The sequence below is a fragment of the Roseateles sp. Mitsp63 genome (assembly GCF_059491535.1).
Genome location: NZ_CP168509.1, coordinates 922,035 through 945,538 on the forward strand (window position 1 = coordinate 922,035; position 23,504 = coordinate 945,538).

Annotated in this window: 21 protein-coding genes and 1 pseudogene; 15 read left to right on the forward strand and 7 right to left on the reverse strand. The window is 71.1% G+C overall.

Features of this window, described 5'->3' with window-relative positions:
* Window positions 1–2,277, reverse strand: coding sequence for a TonB-dependent receptor (locus ACEN96_RS03915; RefSeq protein ID WP_495586744.1), 2,277 nt, complete (start codon window positions 2,275–2,277; stop codon window positions 1–3).
* 249 nt (window positions 2,278–2,526) lie between these two features.
* Here ACEN96_RS03915 and ACEN96_RS03920 point away from each other — a divergent pair, with 249 nt between their 5' ends.
* Window positions 2,527–3,291: a DeoR/GlpR family DNA-binding transcription regulator gene (locus ACEN96_RS03920; protein WP_495586745.1), complete on the forward strand. Its 765-nt coding sequence runs from the start codon at window positions 2,527–2,529 to the stop codon at window positions 3,289–3,291.
* A 6-nt stretch (window positions 3,292–3,297) separates the two neighbouring features.
* On the opposite strand, the gene ACEN96_RS03925 is transcribed toward ACEN96_RS03920, so the two are convergent.
* Window positions 3,298–4,260: a tetratricopeptide repeat protein gene (locus ACEN96_RS03925; protein WP_495586746.1), complete on the reverse strand. Its 963-nt coding sequence runs from the start codon at window positions 4,258–4,260 to the stop codon at window positions 3,298–3,300.
* A 159-nt stretch (window positions 4,261–4,419) separates the two neighbouring features.
* Between ACEN96_RS03925 and purE the strand changes: the two genes are divergently transcribed.
* The 11 genes and pseudogenes from purE to ACEN96_RS03980 all read left to right on the forward strand — a co-directional run bounded on the left by purE (window position 4,420) and on the right by ACEN96_RS03980 (window position 15,955).
* Window positions 4,420–4,884, forward strand: a complete 465-nt coding sequence (gene purE, locus ACEN96_RS03930) for a 5-(carboxyamino)imidazole ribonucleotide mutase (RefSeq protein WP_495588540.1) — start codon at window positions 4,420–4,422, stop codon at window positions 4,882–4,884.
* Complete coding sequence (locus ACEN96_RS03935) at window positions 4,884–6,044, forward strand: 5-(carboxyamino)imidazole ribonucleotide synthase (protein WP_495586747.1); 1,161 nt, start codon at window positions 4,884–4,886, stop codon at window positions 6,042–6,044. Before purE ends, ACEN96_RS03935 begins: the two co-directional genes overlap by 1 nt.
* A 14-nt stretch (window positions 6,045–6,058) precedes the next feature.
* Complete coding sequence (locus tag ACEN96_RS03940; protein WP_495586748.1) at window positions 6,059–7,042, forward strand: L-threonylcarbamoyladenylate synthase; 984 nt, start codon at window positions 6,059–6,061, stop codon at window positions 7,040–7,042.
* A 22-nt stretch (window positions 7,043–7,064) separates the two neighbouring features.
* On the forward strand, window positions 7,065–8,003 hold the full coding sequence (locus ACEN96_RS03945) for an SGNH/GDSL hydrolase family protein (RefSeq protein WP_495586749.1): 939 nt from the start codon (window positions 7,065–7,067) through the stop codon (window positions 8,001–8,003).
* 273 nt (window positions 8,004–8,276) lie between these two features.
* A complete protein-coding gene (locus ACEN96_RS03950) occupies window positions 8,277–9,671 on the forward strand; it encodes an alpha/beta hydrolase (protein ID WP_495586750.1) in 1,395 nt (464 codons plus the stop codon).
* 30 nt (window positions 9,672–9,701) lie between these two features.
* Window positions 9,702–10,400, forward strand: coding sequence for an OmpW/AlkL family protein (locus tag ACEN96_RS03955; RefSeq protein ID WP_495586751.1), 699 nt, complete (start codon window positions 9,702–9,704; stop codon window positions 10,398–10,400).
* 68 nt (window positions 10,401–10,468) lie between these two features.
* Window positions 10,469–11,245, forward strand: coding sequence for a tRNA (adenosine(37)-N6)-threonylcarbamoyltransferase complex dimerization subunit type 1 TsaB (gene tsaB / locus ACEN96_RS03960; protein WP_495586752.1), 777 nt, complete (start codon window positions 10,469–10,471; stop codon window positions 11,243–11,245).
* Window positions 11,246–11,325: 80 nt separating this feature from the next.
* Window positions 11,326–11,649, forward strand: a pseudogene (gene rimI, locus ACEN96_RS03965) (ribosomal protein S18-alanine N-acetyltransferase); the annotation flags it as partial.
* Window positions 11,583–12,668, forward strand: coding sequence for a uracil-DNA glycosylase (locus ACEN96_RS03970; protein ID WP_495588541.1), 1,086 nt, complete (start codon window positions 11,583–11,585; stop codon window positions 12,666–12,668). The pseudogene rimI and the gene ACEN96_RS03970, both read left to right, overlap by 67 nt.
* Window positions 12,669–14,774, forward strand: coding sequence for a putative bifunctional diguanylate cyclase/phosphodiesterase (locus ACEN96_RS03975; RefSeq protein WP_495586753.1), 2,106 nt, complete (start codon window positions 12,669–12,671; stop codon window positions 14,772–14,774). It abuts the gene before it with no gap.
* Window positions 14,771–15,955, forward strand: a complete 1,185-nt coding sequence (locus ACEN96_RS03980) for a class I SAM-dependent methyltransferase (protein ID WP_495586754.1) — start codon at window positions 14,771–14,773, stop codon at window positions 15,953–15,955. The genes ACEN96_RS03975 and ACEN96_RS03980 overlap by 4 nt, the downstream gene beginning before the upstream one ends.
* Here ACEN96_RS03980 and ACEN96_RS03985 read toward each other — a convergent pair.
* On the reverse strand, window positions 15,924–17,165 hold the full coding sequence (locus tag ACEN96_RS03985) for a multifunctional CCA addition/repair protein (protein ID WP_495588542.1): 1,242 nt from the start codon (window positions 17,163–17,165) through the stop codon (window positions 15,924–15,926). The genes ACEN96_RS03980 and ACEN96_RS03985 overlap by 32 nt on opposite strands.
* A gap of 157 nt (window positions 17,166–17,322) precedes the next feature.
* On the opposite strand from ACEN96_RS03985, the gene ACEN96_RS03990 reads away from it, so the two are divergent.
* A complete protein-coding gene (locus ACEN96_RS03990; protein ID WP_495586755.1) occupies window positions 17,323–17,598 on the forward strand; it encodes a hypothetical protein in 276 nt (91 codons plus the stop codon).
* A gap of 121 nt (window positions 17,599–17,719) precedes the next feature.
* Here the strand turns inward: ACEN96_RS03990 and ACEN96_RS03995 are convergent, their stop codons facing one another.
* Complete coding sequence (locus ACEN96_RS03995) at window positions 17,720–18,427, reverse strand: glutathione S-transferase N-terminal domain-containing protein (RefSeq protein ID WP_495586756.1); 708 nt, start codon at window positions 18,425–18,427, stop codon at window positions 17,720–17,722.
* A 56-nt stretch (window positions 18,428–18,483) separates the two neighbouring features.
* Window positions 18,484–20,514, reverse strand: coding sequence for a lytic transglycosylase domain-containing protein (locus ACEN96_RS04000; protein WP_495586757.1), 2,031 nt, complete (start codon window positions 20,512–20,514; stop codon window positions 18,484–18,486).
* 80 nt (window positions 20,515–20,594) lie between these two features.
* Between ACEN96_RS04000 and ACEN96_RS04005 the strand changes: the two genes are divergently transcribed.
* Window positions 20,595–21,212 carry a 5-formyltetrahydrofolate cyclo-ligase gene (locus tag ACEN96_RS04005; protein ID WP_495586758.1) on the forward strand — a complete coding sequence of 206 codons (618 nt, stop codon included), beginning with the start codon at window positions 20,595–20,597 and terminating at the stop codon, window positions 21,210–21,212.
* 262 nt (window positions 21,213–21,474) lie between these two features.
* Here ACEN96_RS04005 and ACEN96_RS04010 read toward each other — a convergent pair whose 3' ends face one another.
* Window positions 21,475–22,458 carry a LysR family transcriptional regulator gene (locus ACEN96_RS04010; RefSeq protein ID WP_495586759.1) on the reverse strand — a complete coding sequence of 328 codons (984 nt, stop codon included), beginning with the start codon at window positions 22,456–22,458 and terminating at the stop codon, window positions 21,475–21,477.
* Window positions 22,459–22,528: 70 nt separating this feature from the next.
* Here ACEN96_RS04010 and ACEN96_RS04015 point away from each other — a divergent pair, with 70 nt between their 5' ends.
* Complete coding sequence (locus ACEN96_RS04015) at window positions 22,529–22,939, forward strand: DUF2917 domain-containing protein (protein ID WP_495586760.1); 411 nt, start codon at window positions 22,529–22,531, stop codon at window positions 22,937–22,939.
* Here the strand turns inward: ACEN96_RS04015 and ACEN96_RS04020 are convergent.
* Window positions 22,887–23,423: a TfoX/Sxy family protein gene (locus ACEN96_RS04020; RefSeq protein ID WP_495586761.1), complete on the reverse strand. Its 537-nt coding sequence runs from the start codon at window positions 23,421–23,423 to the stop codon at window positions 22,887–22,889. The two genes, ACEN96_RS04015 and ACEN96_RS04020, sit on opposite strands and share 53 nt — an antisense overlap.
* Between the last annotated feature and the right edge of the window lie 81 nt (window positions 23,424–23,504).

Here is a 23,504-nt window from a genome sequence, read left to right on the forward strand (position 1 = left end):
TCAGAACTTGCCGGTCAGCGTGACGTAGAACTGACGCGGCGCGCCCGGCAGCAGCGTGGCGTAGGTGCCGTCCTTGTCGCTGTTGGTGAAGCCGTTGGAGCCGATCGTCGAGATGTAGTGCTTGTCCAGCAGGTTGTTCACGCTGGCCTGCAGGCTCAGCTCGCGCAGCATCGACACGTTCTTCATCCGGTAGCCGGCGCTGACGTTGACCAGCGTGCGGTCCGGCACCGAGGCGTCGTTGGTGTACGAGTAGTAGCGCTTGGACATGTAGTCCACGCCGACCGTGCCGAACAGCGCGCCGTCGTCGTAGCCGAGCTGCGACTTGACCATGGTGTCGGGCGCGTCGGCCACGCGCTTGCCGCGGATCGCCACCGGCGTGCCGCCGCTGACGACGTCGTCGCGGTAGGTCGACTTCGAGAGGCTCACGCTGTTGTACCAGGTGAGCACCGGCGCCAGGCGGAAGGACAGCGCGCCTTCCACGCCGGTGGCGCGCACGTCGCCGACGTTGGACAGCACCACCGGATTGCCCTGGATGCCGCTGCCTTGCTGGATGCTCAGCAGGCGGTCCTTGAAGTTCACGAGATACGCGCTGACCGAGCCCTCGTAGCCGCGGCCGCTGGTGCGCCAGCCCGCTTCGAGGGTGTCGGAGGTCTCGGGCTTGAGGGTGCCCTTGATCGCGTCGAAGCCCGCCGCCGTGGTCGCGAACGGCGAGGTGCCGGTCGCCGCGCCCTGGTAGGCGCGCATGTTGCGGGCCAGGGTGCCGTAGAGCTCGTTGTTTGCCGACAGGCGGTAGTTGATGCCCAGCTGCGGCAGGAAGTTCTTCTGCGCGGTGATCGAGCCCGACGGGCCGGTGCCGGCCTCGAGCTGGCCATCGATCTTGACCTTCAGCGACTTGAAGCCGGCGCCCACGGTCAGGTCCTTGGTCACCGACCAGGTGTCGGACAGCGAGAACTGCGTGGTCTTGGTGTTGAACCCGTACTGCCACTGCGTGGACATCGGGTTGCTGGGGAACTGGTAGACGCTGGGCAGCGCGTTCGGGCGCACCGCGTAGAAGCGGCGCGCCTGGTCGAAGTCGTTGTCCTCGAACCAGACGCCGGCCTTGACCAGGTGCTCGCCCAGGTCCACTTCGGCGTTGGAGACCACGCCCCAGCGGTGGATGCCGTACTCGGTGGTGCGCTCGGCGATCGGCGAGCCGGTGCCCGGGATGTCGTTGCCCCGCGCGTCCTTCAGCGCCGGCGTGGCGTTGTACGGCGTGAACCACAGGCCCATGCCCTTGTTGTGGTGGTAGTAGGCGGTGGTCTTCCAGGTCGCGTTCGAGGCCAGGCGCAGGTCGGCGGTGGCGCCGGCCAGTTCGTCGTTGCGCAGGCCCGCGCCGGCGTAGTACTGGTCATCGCAGGCGGCGACGTAGTTGCTCGGCTGGCACAGCGTGTTGGCGGCGTTCACCGCGGCGGCGAAGTCCGGATAGAAGTTGTCCAGCGTGTCGCCCCGGCGCTTGATCAGGTCCAGCGACAGGTCTTGATAGTCGACCTCGCGGCGCCGCGAGGTGTTGAGGAAGGCGGACAGGCGGCTGTCGCCGACGGTCTTCACCCACTTGAAGTTCCACTGCTCCAACTTCTGCTGGCCGGAGCCCTTCCACTTGTCGGCGTCCTGGTTCGTGTAGCTCAGGTAGACCTGGCCCAGCGAGGACGCGCCGCTGTCCACGCGCAGGAAGGTGCGGGTGGCCGAGTCGCTGCCCAGCGTCTGCGAGGCGCGGAAACCGAACTGGCCGGTCGGGTCGTTCGAATAGAACTGCAGCGTGCCGCCCAGGTTGCTCGAGGACGCCGCCTCCAGCGCGCCGGCGCCCTGCGACAGCGAGGCGCGGCCGACGTTCTCGCTCGAGATCGCGCGGCTGATGTGCAGGCCGTTGAAGTTGCCGTAGGACATGTCGCCCAGCGGCACGTCGTCGAGCGTGAAGCCGAGCTGGTTCTGCGAGAAGCCGCGCACGGTGAAGCGCGTCGACCACTCGTAGTTGCCCAGGCCGTCGGCGGCCTGGAAGTTCACGCCCGGCAGGCGCGCGACCGTCGCCAGCGGGCTGCTGCCGGCCGGGGCGTTGTCGAACTCCGCCTGGGTCAGGCTCTGCACCGAGCGCAGCTGGCCGCGGCCGACGGAGACGGTGACGCGCTCCAGTTCGGCGCGGTCGGCGGCGTCGGAGGACGGGGCGGTCGATTGGGCGGAGACGGGGAGGGCGTAGGCCAGGCTCAGCGCGAGGGCCAGGGCGCAGGGCATCGGGTGCTTCATGGGGTGGACTCGGTGCGGTGAAGGGGTCGGTTTGGGGATCGAACGCCCCGCACTGTCACAACCGTCCACGACAAAACAACGACAAACACGAGAAACCACAGTCGAACGCGCCTGCGCTGCTGGAAATCCACAACATCACAAATGAATCCTCAAACTGTCACGAAATTGAGGCGCGGGTCTGGGTGAATGGGGAGCCGCCGCGCCAGGCCTGCCCTGCCGGCGGCGGTCTTCAGGGAGAACAACCGAGCCATGTGGTCTCAGGAACGACACGACAAGATCCTCTTGCTGCTGCGCGAGCGGCACCGGCTGACGACGGACGAGGCGGCGCGCGAACTGGGCGTGTCGCGCGAGACCGTGCGGCGCGACCTGATCGAGCTGGAGCAGGGCGGCAAGCTCGCCCGCGTGCACGGCGGCGCGGTGCAGTCCGAGGTGCCGGCCGAGGCCAGCTACGCGGAGCGCGCGCAGTCGCGCCGGCGGCAGAAGCAGGCGATCGCGCGCCAGGCCATGACGCTGGTGAAGCCGGGCATGAGCCTGTTCATCGACGCGGGGTCGACGACCCACGCGCTGGCGCAGGCGCTGGCCCAGGAGCAGGAGCAGGCGCTGCGGGTGATCACGAACTCGGTCGCGGTGTGCGACGCGATGGCGGGCCGCCAGGGGCACGAGGTGCTGATGCTGGGCGGCGAGTTCGTGCCGGAGACCTCGGCGACCTTCGGCGAGTTCACCGTGGCCGAGATCGCGCGGCATCGCGTGGACATCGCGCTGGTGTCGCCGACGGCGCTCGACGCGCGCCAGGGCGCGATGAGCTACCTGTGGGCGGAGGTGGCCGTGGCGCAGGCGATGCTGGCGCGCGCGCGCCAGCGGGTGCTGCTGGCCGATGCCAGCAAGCTCGGCCAGGGCAGCCGCATGCAGGTCTGCGACTGCGCCGGCATCGACGTGCTGGTCACCGACAACGAGGCCGATCCGCAGGAACTGGACCGGCTGACCCGCGCCGGCGTCGGGCGGGTCCTGTTCTGACCCGGGTCAGAACAGCGCCATGCTGAGCTTGCGGCGGTACTGGTCGACCAGCGGATCGGCCGGGGCCACGGTGCTCGGGCCGGAGAGCTGCAGGCCGCCGCCGGCCTGCGGCGCGGCGGCGCCATGCGCGGGCTGGGCCGGCTTGGTCATCAGCTCCAGGATCGAGACGTAGGTCTTGCGCGCGAGCTGGTCGTTCCAGGTCTTGTCGCGCATGATGATCTCGAGCAGTTCCTCCATCGCGCCGGTGAAGTCGCGGCCCGCGAACAGGCCTTGCGCCAGCGCGAAACGGGCGTCGAAGTCCCGCTTGTTGGCGGCGATCGCCGCCTGCAGCGCGGCCGGGTCCAGCCCCTGCTGGGCGCGCTCGGCCGCGGCGATCCATGCGGCCAGCGCCTGGAAGCGCGCATGCGGCGTGATCGTGTCCGCGGCCAGGTGCGCGACCGGCGCGAAGGCCGCCTTGGCGTGTTCCAGCTGATCGTCCTCCAGCAGCGCGCGGATCAGGTCGAAGCGCGCCGTCTCGTTGGCCGGATCGGCCTGCACCGCGGCCTGCAGCTTCTGCAGCGCGCCGTCGCTGTCGCCTTCCTCCCTCAGCGCCTGGGCCTCGGCCAGGTCCTCCTCGGCCTCGAGCGCCTCGCCGGACGGCACGTGGCGGTCCAGGAACTCGCGGATCTGCGCCTCGGGGATCGCGCCGACGAAGCCGTCCACCGGCTGGCCGCCGACGAACATCACGCAGAACGGGATCGAGCGCACGCCGAAAGCCTGGCTCAGCTGGGTGGCGATCTCGGGCTGGTCGTCGCTGTTGAGCTTGGCCAGCTTCCAGCGGCCGGCGTAGGCGACTTCCAGCTTCTCCAGCATCGGACCCAGCGTGCGGCACGGGCCGCACCACGGCGCCCAGATGTCCAGCAGCACCGGCTGCTGCATGGAGGCCTGCAAGAGGTCGGCTTCGAAGTTCTGGAGGGTGATGTCGGTCATGGTGGGGGATCGGCGGGGGCGGGGAGGGTGTTCGCCAAGCGGCAAGAACGGCACCTGAGGCTGCCCGCCTACAATTCAAGGTTTCACGATTGACAGATCGAGGACCGACCCGTGAGCAGCGCCACCACTCCCGCCATCGCCCCCGTCATCGGCGTGGTGATGGGCTCCAGCAGTGACTGGGAGACCATGAAGCACGCCGCCGACATTCTCACCGAGTTCGGCGTGCCGTTCGAGGCGCGGGTGGTTTCCGCGCACCGCATGCCCGATGAGATGTTCGCCTACGCCGAGCAGGCCGAGGGCCGGGGCCTGCGGGCGATCATCGCCGGGGCCGGCGGCGCCGCCCACCTGCCCGGCATGCTGGCCGCCAAGACGCTGGTGCCGGTGCTGGGCGTGCCGGTGGCGAGCCGCCACCTGCAGGGCGTGGACTCGCTGCACTCGATCGTGCAGATGCCCAAGGGCATCCCCGTGGCGACCTTCGCCATCGGCACCGCCGGCGCGGGCAACGCGGCGCTGTTCGCCGTGGCCGTGCTGGCCCGCGACAACCCGGAACTGCGCGCGAAGCTCGACGCGTTCCGCAAGCGCCAGACCGCCGCCGCGACCGCGATGACCGAGGAGCTGCGCTGATGCCGCTGCTGCCGGGTCACGCGACGCTGGGCGTGCTGGGAGGCGGCCAGCTCGGCCGCATGTTCGTCCACGCGGCACAGGCGCTGGGCTACCGCTGCGTCGTGCTCGATCCCGATGCGTCCAGCCCGGCCGGCGCGGTCGCGCAGGATCACTTGAAGGCGGACTACCTGGACGCCGCGGCGCTCGAGGAACTGGCCCGCCGCTGCGACGCCGTCACCACCGAATTCGAGAACGTGCCCGCGCGCGCGCTGGAGCAGCTGGCGCGCACGCGCGTCGTCGCGCCGGGCGCGGCGGCCGTCGCGATCTGCCAGGACCGCGCCCGCGAGAAGGCCCATTTCGACGCCAGCGGCGTGCCCTGCGCGCCGTACGCGGTGCTGCGCTCGGCGGACGACCTGGCGGCCGTGCCCGGCGCGCTGCTGCCCGGCATCCTGAAGACGGCCCGGCTGGGCTACGACGGCAAGGGCCAGCGGCGCGTCGCCGACCGCGCGCAGCTGGCGGCGGCCTTCGACGAACTGGGCCGCGTCGACTGCGTGCTCGAGCAGATGCTGCCGCTCGCGCTGGAGCTGAGCGTGCTGGTCGTGCGCGGCGCCGGCGGCGAGGTCGTCACCTACCCGGTCCAGCAGAACCTGCACCGCGACGGCATCCTGGCCGTCACCGAGGTGCCCGCGCCCGGCATCGACGCCGCCCTGCAGGCCCAGGCGCGCCGCTCGGCGGCGGCGATCGCGTCCGGCATGGGCTACGTCGGCGTGCTGTGCGTCGAGTTCTTCGTGCTGGAGGACGGCCGGCTGGTCGTCAACGAGATGGCGCCGCGCCCGCACAACTCGGGCCATTACACGATGAACGCCTGCGATCTCTCGCAGTTCGAGATGCAGGTCCGCGCGATGGCCGGGCTGCCGCTGCGCGAGCCGCGCCTGCATTCGCCCGCCGTGATGCTGAACCTGCTGGGCGACCTGTGGTTCGACGCCGATGGCCGCGAGCGCGCGCCCGACTGGGCCGGCGTGCTGGCCCTGCCCGGCGCGGAGCTGCACCTGTACGGCAAGGCGCAGGCGCGCCAGGGCCGCAAGATGGGTCACCTGAACGTGGTCGGCGCCACGGCCGAGGACGCCCGCGCGAACGCGCGCCGCGCCTGCGCGCTGCTGGGCCTGCCGGACACGTGGTGACGGAGCGCGGCGCGATGGTGCTCGACGGACAGTCGCCCGGCGCGGTGCGCGAGACCGCGCGCGTGCTCGCCGCCGGCGAACTGGCCGGCGTGCCGACGGAGACCGTCTACGGCCTGGCGGCGCGCGCCGACCAGGACGGCGCGGTGGCGAAGATCTTCGCCGCCAAGGGCCGGCCCAGCGACCATCCGCTGATCGTCCATGTGCTCGACGAGCAGGGCGCGCGCGTCTTCGCGCAGGACCTGCCGCCGGCCGCCCACCGCCTGATCGAGGCCTTCTGGCCCGGCCCGCTGACGCTGATCGTGCGCCGCGTGCCCGGCATCGCGGCGGCCGCCGCCGGCGGACAGGACACGGTGGGGCTGCGCTGCCCCTCCCATCCGGTCTTCCGCGCGCTGATGGCCCAGTGCCGCGCGCTCGGCGTCGAGGGCCTGGCCGCGCCCAGCGCCAACCGTTTCGGCCGCGTCAGCCCGACCACCGCCCAGCATGTCGCCACCGAGTTCGAGCCCGGCCTGACGGTGCTGGACGGCGGCGCCTGCGACGTCGGCATCGAGTCGACCATCGTCGACGTCAGCCGCGGCGGCCTGACGCTGCTGCGCCCCGGCGTGCTGACGCCGGAGCAGCTCGAGGCCGCGGCCGGCCTTCCTTTACAAGCGCCCGACGCCCAGGCGCCACGCGCGTCGGGCACACTCGCTGCCCATTACGCGCCGCAGGCGGCGGTCCGGCTGATGTCCACCGAGGCGCTGCGGGATGCGCTGTCCGGCGAACACCCGGCGAGGCTGGCGGTATATTCCCGCACGTCCTTCGCCGGGCCGGCGCCGGCGCTGCACCGCACCATGCCGGCCCAGGCGCGCGCGGCGGCGCGGCAGCTGTTCGCCGTCCTGCGCGAGCTGGACGCGGCCGGTGCCGCGGAGATCTGGATCGAGGCGCCTCCGCAGGAGGCTGCCTGGGATGGGGTACGGGACCGCTTGTCCCGCGCGGCGGCGGCATTCGCGCCCCGCTGAGTTTTCGAGATTTGGAGAGTTCATGAAGAGTCTGAAGCGCCACCTGGCCGTGCTGCTGGGTGCCACCGCGATGCTGGCGGCCTGCGGTGGCGGCGGCCAGCAGATCGATCCCTTTGCCCCGAAGCGCATGATCAGCTTCGGCGACGAGACGAGCACCATCCGCACCGACGGCACCAAGTACACGATCAACGGCACCGACACGACCACCAAGGCCGTGCTCTGCACGTCCAACGCGATCTGGGTGCAGCAGCTGGCGAGCCGCTTCGGCCTGGTCTTCGCCGAGTGCAACGTCGACAAGCTGGCCACGCCCACCGCGCGCATGTACGCGGCCGCCGGCGCCAGGGTCACCGAGGTGACCGCGCAGATCGACCGCCAGTTCGCGCTGGACGGCTTCAACAACAAGGACCTGGTCACGGTGCTGGCCGGCGCCAACGACGTGATGGAGCTCTACGCCCAGTTCCCGGCGCAGGACGCCGGCACGCTGGGCAACGCGGCGCAGACCCGCGGCGAGCAGTTGGCCGCCCAGGTCAACCGCATCGCCGATGCCGACGGCCGCATCATCCTGTCCACCGTGCAGGACATGGGCCTGTCGCCGTTCGCGTTCAAGGAGAAGGCGGCCCATGCCGACGCCGATCGCGCCGCGCTGCTGTCCGAGCTGTCGCGCCGCTTCAACGTCGGCCTGCGTCTGAAGATCCGTAACGACGGTCACTACATCGGCCTCATCCTCACCGATGAACTGATGGGCACGATGAGCCGCTTCCCGACCGCCTATGGCGCGACGAACTCGGCCGACGCCGCCTGCCTGTCGACCTCGCTGCCGCCGGTCTGCACCGACCTGACGCTGGTGACCAGCGCCACGTCCACCAGCCACATGTGGGCCTCGGACCTGCTGGTCGGTCCGATCATGCACAACAACATGGCCCTGCAGGCCTCGAACCGGGCCACCAACAACCCGTTCTGACGGCCGCGCGCGCAGGCGCGGGACCGCACGGTCCCGCGTTGTTCGCCCAGCGATGACACAAGTGTTGCAACCGCGCCTCGATGGGGTCAGGTTGTGCGTCATGTGACTCCCGGACCCTGGCATGCTGCGGCGTGTCAGGGTTTTCCTTTTGGAGAGTCCACCTGACGACCGCTTACAGTGATCGCTGAGAAAAACGAACGACCGTTCGATTTAATGCCGACCGCACTCGCCGGGACGGCGTGAACGACGGAGACAACCCCTGGAGAAGTCCGAATGAACAGCCAATTCAAACTGGCCAGCCTGACGCTGGTCGCGGCCGCCATGCTGAGCGCCTGCGGTGGCGGCAGCAATCCGTCGAGCGACGATCCCCCGCCCGCGCGCGGCACGCTGGAGCTGGGCCTGCTGGCCGGCGCCGCCACGTCGGACCAGATCGACGCGGGCACGCAGGCCAAGGGCGTGCAGGCGCTGTCCGGCAAGGCCGCGTGCGGCGTGGATGTGCGCTACGTCTACTACTGGACCCGCGATCCCCAGGGCAATCCGGCGACGGCCTCGGCCGCGGTGCTGGTGCCGTCCGGCACGGCCGCCGTGTGCACGGGCAACCGCCCGGTGCTGCTCTACGCGCACGGCACGACGACCGACCAGGCCTTCAACATGGCCCAGATCTCGACCAACGCCGAAGGCTCGCTGGTCGCGGCGTTCTACGCCGCCCAGGGCTTCATCGTCGTGGCCCCGAACTACATGGGCTATGACCGCTCGGGCCTGCAGTACACGCCGTACCTGAACGCCGAGAACTCCGCCATCGACATGATCGACGGCCTGCGCGCCGCCAAGGCGCACCTGAACGCCGAGAGCGCGGTCAAGCCCTCGGCCAAGCTGCTGATCGCCGGCTACTCGCAGGGCGGCCACGTCGCGATGGCGACGCAGAAGGTCATCGAGCGCGACTACGCGTCCGAGTTCACCGTCACCGCCGCGGCGCCGATGTCCGGCCCGTACAACCTGGTGAAGCTGGGCGACGTCATCACCAGCGGCACGGTCAACGCCGGCGCGACGCTGTTCCTGCCGCTGATGCTGACCAGCTACCAGAAGGCCTACGGCAACATCTACTCGGCCCCGTCCGACGTCTACCAGTCGCAGTTCGCCGCGACCGCCGAGACGCTGTTCCCGTCGAAGGAGTCGATCACCCAGCTGATCCAGGAAGGCAAGCTGCCGGCCGATCCGACCTTCACCAAGCTGTTCGGCACCGGCGGCCTGCTGACCGACACCTTCCGCACCGGCTACCCCACCTCGAACTTCCGCAAGGCGCTGCAGACCAACACGCTGCTGGGCTGGACGCCCAAGGCGCCGGTCGCGCTGTGCGGCGGCGCGAACGACCCGACGGTGTTCTTCTTCAACACCACGGACGCGCAGGCCGACTTCGGCTCGCGCGGCAAGGCGGTGCCGGCGTCCAACCTGGAAAGCGCGGCGTCGATGTCCTGGGCCGGCGCGACCACCGCGGCCACCATCGCGGGCGGCTTCGCCCAGGCCAAGGCGGCAACCTCCGCCGCGGCGGGCGGCGGCGCGGCCGGCGCGGCGGCGGTGCAGGGCGCGTACCACGGCACGCTGGTGCCGCCGTTCTGCAACGCGCTGGCGCGTGGCTTCTTCCAATCGGTGCTGGCTTCCCAGCCGTAATTCCCCGGGACCAGAACGGAGACACCATCCATGAAAAAGAACATCCCCCTCATCCTGGCCGCCTCGCTGATGGCACTGGCCGGCGCCGCCCGCGCCGAGGAGCCCGCGGTGGGCACGCACACGGTCTACGTGGGCCTGGCCCACATCGACGTGAACAGCAAGGCCGCGCCGCTGGCCGGCGGCAGCAAGCAGTTCCCGGATCCGGGTCCGCAGATCCGCGTCGGCAACGCGACCACGGTGGGCTTCGGCTACACCTACCGCTTCGCCGAGCGCTGGAGCGGCGAGATCGTGCTGGGCGTGCCGCCCTCGCACAAGATTTACGGCAACGGCGTGCTGGCCAATGCCGGCCAGATCGCGGTCGTGCGCCAGATGCCGCCCACGGTGTTCATCAACTACCACCTGGGCGAGTGGCTGCCGAAGGTCCATCCCTTCGTCGGCCTGGGCGTGAACTACACCTACTTCGAGAAGAAGCGCAGCACGCCGACCGGTGACGCCATCAGCGGCGGCCCGACGCGCATCACGCTGAGCAACTCGTGGGGCGCCGCGGCCCACGCCGGCTTCACGGTGCAGTACTCGAAGAACTGGTCGCTGACCGGCACGGCCGCCTACGCGGACGTGCGCAGCACGATGCGCTCGTACACGACGACCAAGGACGGCGTGGAAGAGCTGCACACGAAGATCAACTTCCGCCCGATCGTCTACACGATGTCGCTGGGCTACTCGTTCTGATCGACGCGTGACCCGGATGGACGGGGCTTGCCCCCGTCCCGGGCGTCCCGGGCCACTACACTTGCGACATGAGCGTGTTGCTGGCCCTGGATAGCTCGACCGAACACATGGCTCTGGCCCTCTTGGGCCAGGGCCATGCTGCTTTTCTGGACGCCGATGGCGGCGCCCAGGCCTCGCAGCGGATGGTTCCCGACGCGATGGCGCTGCTCAAGCAGTGCGGCGTCGCGCTGTCCGAGGTCGATGCCATCGGCTTCGGCCGCGGCCCTGGCGCCTTCACGGGCTTGCGCACGGCCTGCTCGGTGGCGCAGGGCCTGGCGCTGGGCGCCGGCAAGCCGGTGCTGGCGCTGGACAGCCTGATGCTGGTGGCCGAGGACGCGCGCCGCCAGTTGCTCGACGAAGGCGCGGACGCGGCAACGCCGTTCGACGTCTGGGTCGCGATGGACGCCCGCATGAACCAGGTCTACCTCGGCCGCTATCGCTGGAGCGGCGCGCGCTGGGCGACGGCGCTGGAGCCGGCGCTGACCGACCTCGAGCCGCTGCGCGCGCTGTGGCGCGACGCGCCCCCGGCGATCGTCGCCGGCACCGCGCTGGCCGCGTTCGAGCTCGACACCGGCGCCGCCCGCAGGATTCCCGCGACCGCATCGCGCGCCCGCGCGCTGGGGGCGCTCGCGCAGCAGGCCTTCGAAGCCGGACGGGCCGAGGACGCCGCCAACGCGCTGCCGCTGTACGTGCGCGACAAGGTCGCGCTGACGACCGCCGAGCGCGAGGCCGCGAAGGCCGCGCCCGTGGAGGCCCAGGCCACCGCGGCCGCCCCGCTCGCCACGCCGGGAGAGGCCCCGCGATGAGCGCCCAGCCCAAGGACCTGGCCTGGCCGCCGTCGCTGCAATCGCTGCAGCCGCTGCGGACGGTGGACCTCGACGAAGTGATGGCGATCGAGTCCGTCTCCTACAGCCATCCGTGGACGCGCGGCAACTTCATCGATTCGATGGCCGCCGGCTATGCCGGCTTCGTCATGCGTGACGAGCAGGCCCGGCTGTGTGGCTACTTCCTCGCGATGCAGGTCATCGACGAGATGCATCTGCTCAACATCACCGTCGAGCCGGCCCGGCAGGGACAGGGCCTGGCGCGGCGCATGCTCGACGCCCTGGGCCTGCTGGCGCGCGCGCGCGGCTGCCACCAGGTCTGGCTGGAGGTCCGCGAGAGCAACCTGCGCGCGCGCCGGCTCTACGAGCGCTATGGCTTCGCGCAGAGCGGCCTGCGGCGCGGCTACTACCCGGGCGCCGAAAGCCGCGAGGACGCGGTGCTGATGACCCTGCGCCTGACGGAGCCTGCCGCATGACCTGGACCGACCGACAACGCGCGATGCTCGAGGCCATGGGCCTGAAGCTGTGGACGCCGCCCGCGGCCGGCGATGCCGCGCCGGCGATGCCGGTCGCGCCCGCCGCGCCGCCATCCGCCACCGCGCCGGCGCCGCGTGCCGCGCCGGCCCCGTCGCCGGCAGCCGCGCCAGCCAGGCGCGAGGAAGCGCCGGCGGACGTGGCCGTCGCCGAGCCGCCCGCGCCGCGCCGCGTGGCGGAGGTGCTCGCGAAGGCCATGCCCGCCGCCCTGCCCGCCGCGGAGCCTCAGCCTGCTCCGGCCTCGGGTCCGTCGCGCGAGACGATCGCCCGGCTCGACTGGCCCGCGCTGCGCGACGAGGTCGCGGTCTGCCGCGCCTGCGCGCTCTGCGAGTCGCGCAAGAACACCGTCTTCGGCGTCGGCAATGAACGCGCGCACTGGATGGTCGTCGGCGAGGCGCCTGGCGAGCAGGAGGACCTGAAGGGCGAGCCCTTCGTGGGCGCGGCCGGCAAGCTGCTGGACAGCATGCTGCGCGCGCTGGGCCTGAGCCGTGACGAAGGGCCGCCGGAGCGGCAGGTCTACATCGCCAACACGCTGAAGTGCCGGCCGCCGCGCAACCGCAATCCGGACCCGGCCGAGCTGGCGCAGTGCGAGCCCTTCCTGCAGCGCCAGATCGAGCTGATCCAGCCGCGCATCATCCTGGCGATGGGGCGTTTCGCGGTGCAGCAGCTGCTGCGCAGCCAGGAGCCGATCGGACGCCTGCGCGGCCGCGTGCACCGCTACCAGGGCGTGCCGCTGATCGTCACGTACCACCCCGCCTACCTGCTGCGCAACCTGCCGGACAAGGCGCGCGCCTGGGAGGACCTCTGCCTGGCGCTGAAGACGCTCGACGAGACGCCGGCCCGTGCCGGGGCACAGGATGGCAGCGACTGAATGAACGCGCCGGTGCCGCCCCTGCCGCCGGACCGGCCGGCGCCTTCCGCCGAAGACCAGGCGGCGCAGTTCCGGCTGCTCGCCGACAACGTGCCGGTGCTGATCGCGGTCTTCGACGCGGCGACGCGCACCTGCCGCTTCGCCAACCGCCAGTACGCGCGCAGTTTCGGCCTGGACGAGATCAGCGCGATGGGCCGCACCTTCGCCGAGATCATCGGCGAGGAGGCCGCCGCCGAGATCGAGCCCCATGTGCAGCGCGTGCTCAACGAGCGCGTCAGCGTCAGCTACGAGCGCCGGCTGGAGCGCCGCGACGGCGCTCCGCGCTGGATCGAGGTCAACCTGATCCCCTACGTGCCGCCCGGCGAGACGGCGGTGCAGTCCAGCTTCGTGCTGATCAGCGACATCACGCGCTTCCGTGAGGCCGAGGCGGCGGTGCGCGAATCCGAGGAGCGCCTGGCCAAGTTCATGCAGGCCTCGATGGAGGGCATCGTCTTCCATCGCGACGGCATCGTCACCGACGCGAATCCGCCGATCTGCGAGCTGATCGGCTGGCCGCTGGAGGAGTTGATCGGCCGCCAGGCGCTGTCGCTGATCGCGCCGGACCAGGTCGATACCGTGCGCGCGGTGATGGAGTCCGGCCAGGAGACGCGCTACGCGACCGCGATCCAGCACCGCGGTGGCGAGCGCATCGACGTCGAATTCATCGTCCGCACGCTGTGGCGCCATGGCGAGCGCCTGCGCATGACCATCGTCCGCGATCTGCGTCCGCATCTGGCGGCGGTGGCGCGCATCCAGCACCTGGCGCAGCACGATCCGCTGACCGGCCTGCTGAACCGCTCGACCTTCATGGAGCGGCTGCGCGAGCGGCTGCTGCAAGGCCCGGCCCGGCGCACGGCGCTGCTGTTCATCGACCTGGACAACTTCAAGCGCGTCAACGATTCGCTCGGCCACCTGGAGGGCGACCGGGTGCTGCAGACCGTCGCCGAGCGGCTGCGCGGCGGCCTGCGCGGCAGCGATCTGGTGGCGCGCTTCGGCGGCGACGAGTTCGTCGTGCTGCTCGAGGACGTGCATCAGCGCAAGGACGTGCAGACGGTGCTCAACGCGCTGCTCGGCGTCGTCGAGGTGCCGGTGCAGGCCGATGGCCGCGACCTGTCGGTGACGCCGTCGATCGGCGTGGCCATGTATCCCGAGCACGGCGAGTCGCCCGAGGAACTGCTGCAGCACGCCGACACGGCGATGTACCTCGCGAAGACCGCGGGGCGCGCGACCTACCGCTTCTTCGAGCCCGCGATGGCCGAGAGCGCCTATGCCGACCTGGTGCTGGAAAGCGAGCTCGCGCAGGCGCTGACGGCCGACGAGTTCGTGCTCTTCTACCAGCCGCAGGTCGACGCGCGCAGCGGCGAACTGGTGGGCGCCGAGGCGCTGCTGCGCTGGCGGCATCCGCAGCGCGGGCTGCTGACGCCGGACGCCTTCATCATCGTCGCCGAGCGCCACCGGTTGATGCTGCCGCTGGGCGAGTGGGTGATGTACGAGGCCGCGCGCCAGACGCGCGCCTGGCATGAGCGCGGCGTCGCCGCCGTGCCGATCGCCGTCAACCTGTCGAGCATGCAGTTCCGGCTGGCCAGCTTCTCGAAGTCGGTCGCGCAGGTGCTCAAGACGGCCGGCGTGCCGGGCGAGTGGCTCGAACTCGAATTGACCGAACGCATGCTGACCGACGAGATCGACCGCCTGCCCGAGCTGCTGCAGACGCTGCGCGGACAGGGGCTGGCGATCTCGATCGACGACTTCGGCACCGGCTACACGGCGCTGAATCAATTGACCCGGCTGCCGCTGGACAAGCTCAAGATCGACCAGAGCTTCGTCGCGGTGCTGCCGGACGATCGCGGCGCCGCGGCGATCACGCGCGCGGTGGTGCAGATGGCCAAGGGCCTGGGCCTGCGCGTGGGCGCCGAAGGCGTGCGCAACGCGCGGCAATGGCAGCTGCTGGCCGAGTGGGGCTGCGACGAGCTGCAGGGCGAGGTGATCGCGCCCGCGATGCCCGCCGAGGAATTCGAGGCGTGGCTGGCCGAACGCGGCCGGGCCACGCTTCCCGGACAAGACACATGACCTCCAAGACTCCCGATTCCGCGCGCCCGAACGGCGCGGCCCGCCTGTCCCAGGGCGAGCCTCAGGGCGGCCCGGTCCATGAGACCGATCCCGCGATGGCCGCGCTGCTGCGCGATGAGATCGCCGCCGCCGGCGGCTGGCTGCCGTTCGACCGCTACATGAGCCTGGCGCTGTACGCGCCGGGGCTGGGCTACTACGCCAACGCGCGCCGCAAGTTCGGCACGATGCCGCAGCAGGGCTCGGACTTCGTGACCGCGCCGGAGCTGTCGCCGCTGTTCGGGCGCGCGCTGGCGAAGCAGGTCGCGCAGGCGCTGGCGCTCAGCGGCACCGGCACGGTGATCGAATTCGGCGCCGGCAGCGGCGCGCTGGCGGAGCAGCTGCTGGAGACGCTGGACGGGCTGGGGCAGCCGGTCTCGAAATACTTCATCGTCGACCTGTCGGGCTCGCTGCGCGCGCGCCAGGCCGAGCGGCTGGCGCGCTTCGCGCCGCGCGTCGAGTGGCTGGACCGCTGGCCCGACGAGATCCATGGCGTGCTGGTGGCCAACGAACTGCTGGACGCGATGCCGGTCGAGCTGCTGTGCTGGGACGGCCGCCACTGGTTGCAGCGTGGCGTGGGGCTGGACGGGCAGGGCGCGCTGCATTTCGTCGATCGCCCCGGCGACGCGCGCCCGCCAATGCCGCGGGAACACGACCTCGGCGTCGTGCCCGGCACCGTGACGGAGATCCATCCGCAGGCCGAGGCCTTCGTGCGCACGCTGGCGGAGCGGCTCAAGCGCGGCGCGGCCTTCTTCATCGACTACGGCTTCCCGGAGGCCGAGTACTACCACCCGCAGCGCACCGGCGGCACGCTGATGTGCCATCACCTGCACCGGGCCGACCCCGATCCGCTGGCGCTGCCGGGCCAGAAGGACATCACGGCGCACGTGAACTTCACCGGCATCGCGCTGGCCGGCCAGGACGCCGGGCTGACGGTGCTGGGCTACACCAGCCAGGCCAATTTCCTGATCAATTGCGGCCTCGTGGACCTGATGGCCGAGGCCAGCCTGGCCGAGCGCACGATGGCCCACCGGCTGATCGCCGAGCACGAGATGGGCGAGCTGTTCAAGGTGATCGGCTTCGCGCCGGGCGAGGGCTTCGAGGCGCTGGGCTTCAGCGCGGGCGATCGCTCTCACACGCTATGAGCGCGGCGCGTCGGGCCTCGTAGATCGCCTGGCCGATCGCCGGCCCCTTCTTCCCCGCCGCGAGCGCCGCGGCCGAGATCGCCGCCTGGTCCACCGACCGCACCGCGCGCAGGTCGTGCAGCAGCGCGGCGCGCTGGGGATAGGGGCGGTCGCGCAGGCCGGCGCGGCCGCGGGCATCGCACTCGCAGGCGAGCAGCAGCTGCTCGAAGCGCTCGGGGCGGCGGAACGCATCGCAGCGCTCGATCAGCCGCAGCCGCGCCTCCGGCGTGAAGTCCAGGCTCTGATGCACATGCGTGTGCTCGCGCGCCACCAGCTCGGCCAGTTCCTTGCAGTCCGTGGGCACGCGCCAGCGCTGCGACAGCGCGGCCGCCAGCTCGACGCCGCGCGCCTCGTGCTTCAGGTGGCGCGGCCACTCCTGCTCGGGCGTCGTGCCCTTGCCCAGGTCGTGGCACAGCGACGCGTACCGCACGGGCAGCGGCGCGCCCACGCGGGCGCATTCCTCGAGCACCAGCAGCAGATGCGTCCCGGTGTCGACTTCCGGGTGGTGCGCCGGCGGCTGGGGCACGCCGAACAGCCGGTCCAGCTCCGGCGCGATCCGCGCCAGCGCGCCGCTGTGGCGCAGGATCTCGATCATCCGCGCCGGGTGCTGCTCCATCAGGCCGCGGGAAACCTCCTGCCAGACGCGTTCGGCGACCAGTGCGTCGGCCTCGCCGGCGGCCACCATGCCGCGCATCAGCGCCATCGTCTCGGGCGCGACGGTGAAGTCGCCGAAGCGGGCCGCGAAGCGCGCCAGCCGCAGGATCCGCACCGGATCCTCGGCGAAGGCCGGGGAGACGTGACGCAGCACCCGGGCTTCCAGGTCGCGCCGGCCGCCATAGGGGTCGATCAGCGAACCGTCTTCGGCCTGGGCCATCGCGTTGATGGTCAGGTCGCGCCGGGCCAGGTCCTCTTCGAGCGTGACGTCGGGGTCCGTATGGAACTGGAAACCGTGGTATCCGGATCCGGTCTTGCGCTCGGTCCGGGCCAATGCCACCTCTTCATGGGTCACGGGGTGGAGGAACACCGGGAAATCCTTGCCGACGGGAATAAATCCCTTGTCGATCAAGGACTTGGGTGTTGTTCCGACAGCGACCCAGTCCCGGTCCTGGACCGGAAGACCCAAGAGGGCATCACGAACGGCACCCCCGACAAGAAACATCTGATAACTCATGTTGCGGCGCAGCATCCCCAAGGCTGGGGATACCTCACGTAGGCTGTGTCTCGGTATATTTACCAATGCCACCTGCACACCAGTGCCTGTCCGAAAACAGGCCAGCTACCGAGAGAGACGTTGTAGTCAGGCAGGTTGGCGCAGTGGGAGTTTATGAATGAAGTCTGTTCTGTTCTTCCTGTTGGGCGGAATTGGTCTCGCCGCCCAGGCGCAGGAACTGCCGGCGCCGGAAGCTCCCCAGCTTCACGTCGCGGCTGAAACGAGTTTTGTCCAGCAGAGCCGGGCGGCCGCCGCCCAGCTGCCGGATGTCAACGAGCAGGAAGGCATGGATGCCGTGATCCCTTCCTTCGCGTCCGAGTCCCAGACCCAGGCCATGATGCTGGGCGGCTTGCTGGCCGTCGGCTTCCTGGTCCGCCGCCGCCGCGACCACTGAACCCGGTCCCGACGGTCCACCTCGCCGCTTCCCGCTGCCTGCCCGCACAGGCGGCCGGAAGCGGTTCTTCTTTCAGCCCCGCGATTCAGCCTCCGATTCAGCCTCCGATTCAGCCTCCGGTTCAGCCCGCGAAGGTGAGCACCGGCTCCGGACCGCTGACGTCGCGATAGGGCTCCTCGAAATCCAGGAAATCCTTCTCCGCGATGGCGTCGGCGATCCACTCGCGCACGCCCGGGGCGGCCTGGACGCGCTGGACATAGCCTTGCAGCGCTTCCGGCAGGGGCAGCCCGTAGCGCGTCACCCGCATCACGACCGGCGCGAAGAACGCATCCGCCGCGCCGAAGGCGCCAAACAGGAAGGGACCGCCGCTCTGCGCCAGCGCCTCGGTCCAGAGCTCGGCGACGCGGTCGAGGTCCTTGCGCAGGCCGGGCTCCCGCGCCAGCAGGCGCGGTCCCACGGTGCGCAGGTCGGCGTCGATGTTCATCACGCACAGGCCGCGCATCTGGCCGAAGCCGCTGTGCATCTCCGCGCACAGGCTGCGAGCGCGGGCCCGCTGGCGCGCGTCGCGCGGCCAGACGCCGGCATCGGGGAAGCGCTCGGCCAGGTACTCGACGATGGCCAGCGAATCCCACACCGCGAAGCCCTCGTCCACCAGCACCGGCACCTTGCCGGTCGGCGTCACGGCGCCGACCTCGCGGTAGAAGGCTGAATCGGGCGTGAAGTCGAAGCGGACGACGCGTTCCTGGAAGGGAATGCCCAGCGCCTTCATCAGCACCCACGGGCGCATCGACCAGGACGAGTAGTTCTTGTTGCCGACGATCAGCTGCATGCGGAGTCTCTCTGTTTTGGGGAATTCGAGGGGCAAGGGGGCGCGGCGCCGGGGGATCAGTTGCCCCCGTTGGCGGGGATGTCCGGCGCCGACGCGGCCGCCGGTCCGATGACGCGGCCGAGGCGGTCGCGCAGCAGCGTGCCGCCCTCGCGGCCCATCAGCTGCGCGTAGATCGTCGCGTTGGACAGCACCTTGCGCACGTAGTCGCGGGTCTCCCAGATGGGGATGTTCTCGGTCCAGACGGCGGCGTCGAGCTGCGGGCCCTCGCGCCAGCGGCGCGGCCGGTTCGGCCCGGCGTTGTAGGCCGCCGCGGCCATCGCCTGCGAGCCGTCGAAGCTGTCCATCACCAGCTTCAGGTAGCCGGTGCCCAGGCGCAGGTTGGTGTCGCGGTCGTGCAGCATGTCGGGCCGGAACTCGACGCCCAGCTTCTTCGCCGTCCACTTGGCGGTGGCCGGCATCACCTGCATCAGGCCGCCGGCGCCGACGTGCGAGCGCGCATCCATCATGAAGCGCGACTCCTGCCGGATCAGCCCGTAGACATAGGCCGGGTCCAGGCCGACGGCGGTCGCCTGCTTGAAGACATCGGCGCGGTAGGGCATCGGGAAGCGCTGGGCCAGGTCGACCTCGACCTTGGTGCGCTCGCTGGTCTGGATGCAGCGCTCCCAGAGTTCGCGCTCGCAGGCGGCCTGGGCGACGGCCAGCAGCTCGCGGTCGGACAGGCCGCGCAGCGTGAAGTTCCATTCGCGCTGGCCCTCGCCGCGCAGGCCGACGGCCAGCAGCTGCATCGCGCGCTGGATGCCGGGCAGGGCCAGGGCGGCAGCGCGTTCCTGGGCGGTCAGCTCGGCCGGCGTCGGCGGCAGCGGCAGGCGCAGCTTGAGTTCGTCCGCCGCCAGCTTGCCGTAGAAGCTCAGCGGCGAGGCGATCGCGCGCAGCGTCTCCTGCGCCTCGCGGCGCTGGGCGTCGCCGCCCGGGCCGGACGGCGCCAGCTGCTGCTGGGCCTTGGCGCGCCAGTACTGCCAGGTGATGTCCTTCTGGTCCGCCGGCTTCATCAGCGCGATCGCGGCCATCAGCTGTTCGGGTCTGGGCGCGCCGGCGTCGCCGCGCAGCGCGGCGCGCGCGATCCAGCCGACCGTCTCGTCGCTCCACTCGAGCGGACCGCCCAGCCGGGCCTGCAGCTTCAGCGCGCGGTCGAAGTGCTCGTTGGCCTCGTCCTTGAGCCGCAGCGCGGCCTGCCGGCCGTACTGGGCCCACAGCCACGCCGACAGGTCATTGGGCAGCTTCGGCGCCCAGCGACGCACATCGTCCTCCGACTTGTCGAAGTCGGTCGCCATCAGGCGCATCAGCGCCAGCATCGTCAGCTCGGCCTTCGCGCGCGGCGACGCGCCGGCCTTCTTGCTCAGATAACGCTCCGGCTTGTCCATCAGCTCGGCGAGCGCGTCCTGCTCGGGCTTGCCCAGCAGCGCGCCGGCCTGCTTCACCGCGCGCGGCTTGTTGGTCTCGACCACCAGGCGCAGCTTGCGCCACACGTCGGCGTCCTTGAATTCGCCGTTCTCGTGCAGCGTGGTGGCCAGCATGTTGCAGCCCTCGTCGGCGTCGCGCTGCGCGAACCAGGCGGCGCGGGCGGTCTCGCGCAGGTCGCGTTTGGGCGGGTCGGCGAGCAGCGTGTAGCAGACGACCTCGCGGTCGTCCTGCATCTTGTAGCCGGCCAGGTCGCGCCGGAAATTGGCCCAGTCGCGGCGGTGGCCGAGTTCCAGGAGCCAGTCGTTGCGCAGCCGGTCCTCGACATAGGCGCCGGGCCAGCGCGCGTAGAACGCGTTGATCTCGGGCTGCTGGGCGTCGGACAGGCGCGCGTTCAGCTCCCAGTAGTCGAACCAGGGCGCGAGCGGATGCTGCTGGTCGAAGGCCGCCTGCCGCATCGCGGCGAGCTTGGCGCGATCGCGGACGCGCCAGGCCTCGCGGGCGTCGGTCACCAGGTCGGGCAGCGGCGGCGGCGGGTTGGGGACGACGTTGAAGGCCGTGACCGGCTGCGCGGCGGCGGGGGCGGCCGGCAGCAGGGCGAGGGCGCCCAGGGCGGTGAGGGCGGCCAAGGGTGCGGCCAGGGCTGCGGCCAGGGGTGCGGCGGAGAGGGCGGTTACAGTGATCCGAGCGAACTTCATGCCGAACTGCGATGAGTGACTCTCCCATGGCCCCCGAGGCCGCCGGCACGTCCGGCAAGACCTGGCCCCATGAGCGGAGCGAATTGCGGCGCGCCTTGCTGGCGCGCCGCCGCGAATGGTGGGCCGGTGCCGAGGCGCGTCTCGCCGCCGACAAGCTGGGCGAGCAGCTGCTTCCGCTGCTGCGCCAGCTCGAGCCGCTGACCCTCGGCCTGTACTGGCCGCTGGAAGGGGAATTTAACGCAGCGGCCTGGGCCGCGACGCACAAGCTCGGGGGGGAGATGCAACTCGCGCTGCCATTCGCGCGCAGGGCCGGGGACCGCGGGCCGGCGTCGATGGAGTTCCGGCGCTGGGATGGACGGGAGCCGGCGGAGAAGGATGAGTGCGGCATCCCCAGCGCGACCGGTCCGGTGCTGGTGCCGGAGGTGCTGCTGGTGCCTTGCCTGGGCTACACGCGGGAGGGTTTCCGGCTGGGGTACGGCGGAGGGTACTTCGACCGCTGGCTGGAGGCGCATCCCGGCGTCACCACGATCGGGCTGGCGTGGAGCTGCTGCGAGGCGGCCTTCGAAGTCCAGCCGCACGACCAGGCGATGACCGTGGTGTTGACGGAGCGCGAGCTCGTCGCGCCTTGAGCGTGGCGGACGGCCGCCGGCCCTCACCCCTCTCTCCCGCAAGCGGGCGAGGGAGTAAGAGCCGGACGTCGTAGTAAACCCCCTCGCCCCTGCGGGGAGAGGGAGGGGAGAGGGGGCTCGTGCCACAGCGCCGCTGCCCTTCGAAGCACCCCCTCTCCCCTGCCCTCTCCCCCTCGCGGGGGGCGAGGGAGTTCTTGCGCAAGGCAAGTGCGGGCGGGAGGGGTGAGGGCCAGCGGCCGTCGAAGTACTGCAGCCCGCCGGCTCAGCCCGAGCGCTCATCCACCGGCGGATCCGGCTCGCCGATGGCGCGCCGCGTGAGCGCCGCCTGCTCGGCGATCCACTGCGCGAACTCCACCACCTCCGGCCGCGCCCGCCCCTGTGGCGACAGCACCAGCCAGTACACCGTCGGACAGTCCGTGCGCCCTTCCAGCCCGAAGGGCTCGACCAGTTCCCCGCGCTCCAGCGCCTCATAGACCAGCGGCAGCCGCGCCAGGGCCACCGCCTGCCCCGACACCGCCGCCTGGATCTGCTGGTACGTGAAGTTCAGATACATCCAGCGCCGCGGCTGCAGCTCCGGCGCGCCGTGCAGCGACAGCCAGCGCCGCCAGCTCAGGAAGATGCCGCTGGGCCGCTGGTCGTCCTCCTCGGCCAGCGTGTACTGCCTCAGGTCGCTCGCCTGGCTCAGCGGCGGCGCCTGGCCGTCCCTGGCCTGCGCCGCCACCCACGGATTCACCACCGGCGTCAGCATCTCGCCGAACATGCGCTGCGCCGTCGGCGCCACGCGGTTCGGCGCGGCGTAGCGCAGCGCGAGGTCGAACTCGCTGTCGTCCATCTCGACCAGCTGATCCAGCGCCGACACGCGGATGTCCATGTCCGGATGCTCGCGGTGGAAGGCCTCCAGCCGCGGAATCAGCCACAGCGACGCGAACGAGGCGAAGGTCGTCACGTTGACCACCCGCCGGCCGCGCGTCGAGCGGATCTGGCGCACCATCCCATCGAGCCGCTCCAGCATCGGTTCCACCACCGACAGCAGCAGCTTCCCATCCGGCGCCAGTTCCACATGGCGCGTGCCCCGCAGGAACAGCGTCGCGCCGAGCTCCTGCTCCAGCGCCCGGATCTGACGGCTGACTGCCGGCTGGGTCAGGAAGAGCTCCTCCGCCGCGGCGCTGAAGCTCAGCCGGCGGGCGACCGCCTCGAAGGCGCGCAGCGGACCGACGGCGAGCGGGCGGTGGCGGATGGGATTCATGCGTGAATGGTATCAATCGACGCCTGAACACTCATTGGACCGGACTGCGGGTCAACCCTAGGATTGCACCATGTCCACGAAGGAAGGCCGCAAGTGCGCGGACCGCCCGCTGGACTGGGAGCCGATCATGAACGTCATGCAAAAGTCATCAATCCAGGTCAGCCGCGACGACGCCGCGTGGGCGTTGTCCGAGGGCGAGGCGATGAGCCTGCCGATCGGCCCGGGCCGGCGCGAACTGCACGTGCTCGAGGGCCGGGTCTGGGTGACCCAGCGCGGCGACTTGGCGCTGCCGGCGCAGGATTTCTGGCTGTCCGCCGGCGAGACGCTGGAAGTCGACAGCGGCGCCCAGCTCGTCGTCGAAGCCTGGCCCACCGCGCGCTTCCAGCTGCTGGTGCCGCCGCAGGCCTGCGCGACCCGGCATCCCCGCGTCAGCCGCCGGCCTTCGTTCGGCCTGTTCGGCCAGCGCCTGGCGAACGCTTGACCGGAGCCGCGGCCTTGACCGGCTTCACCTTCTTCTCCGTGCTGGGCTCGGCGGTGGTGCCGGCCCTCTTCTTCGCGGTGCTGGCCTTGGGTTTCGCGTTCGCGGAACGCAAGGCCGCCTCCATCGCCAGACGGCCCCAGGGCAGCATCAGCGCGGGCGACTCCAGCGTCTCCTCCGGCGGCCGGAAGTAATTCACGGTGGCGACCTCCTGCTGGCCGTCCTTCCCGGGCTTCGAGTACCGGAAGGGCTCGCAGCCGGCGTCGGCAAAGCGCGCCTGACTGGCCGCGTCCGCCTTCAGATAGAGCTCGTCGCGGCTGATGATGGCCATGAACAGGCCGTCCACGTACAGCCCGAATCCCCCGAACATCCGCCGCGCCAGCACCGGCCCCAGCGGCGCGAGCAGCTCCATGCAGTGATTGGCGAAGTCGCTGCCCGCGCCGGTGGCGCGGCGGACGGTTCCTGTCGTGGTGGTGCCTCGTGTCATGGCGGCGACTCTAGCGCCGCGTTCGCGGCGCGGCCACAATCGCCGCTCCCGGGGCCCGTCGGTCCCGCTGGGCGACGCGAA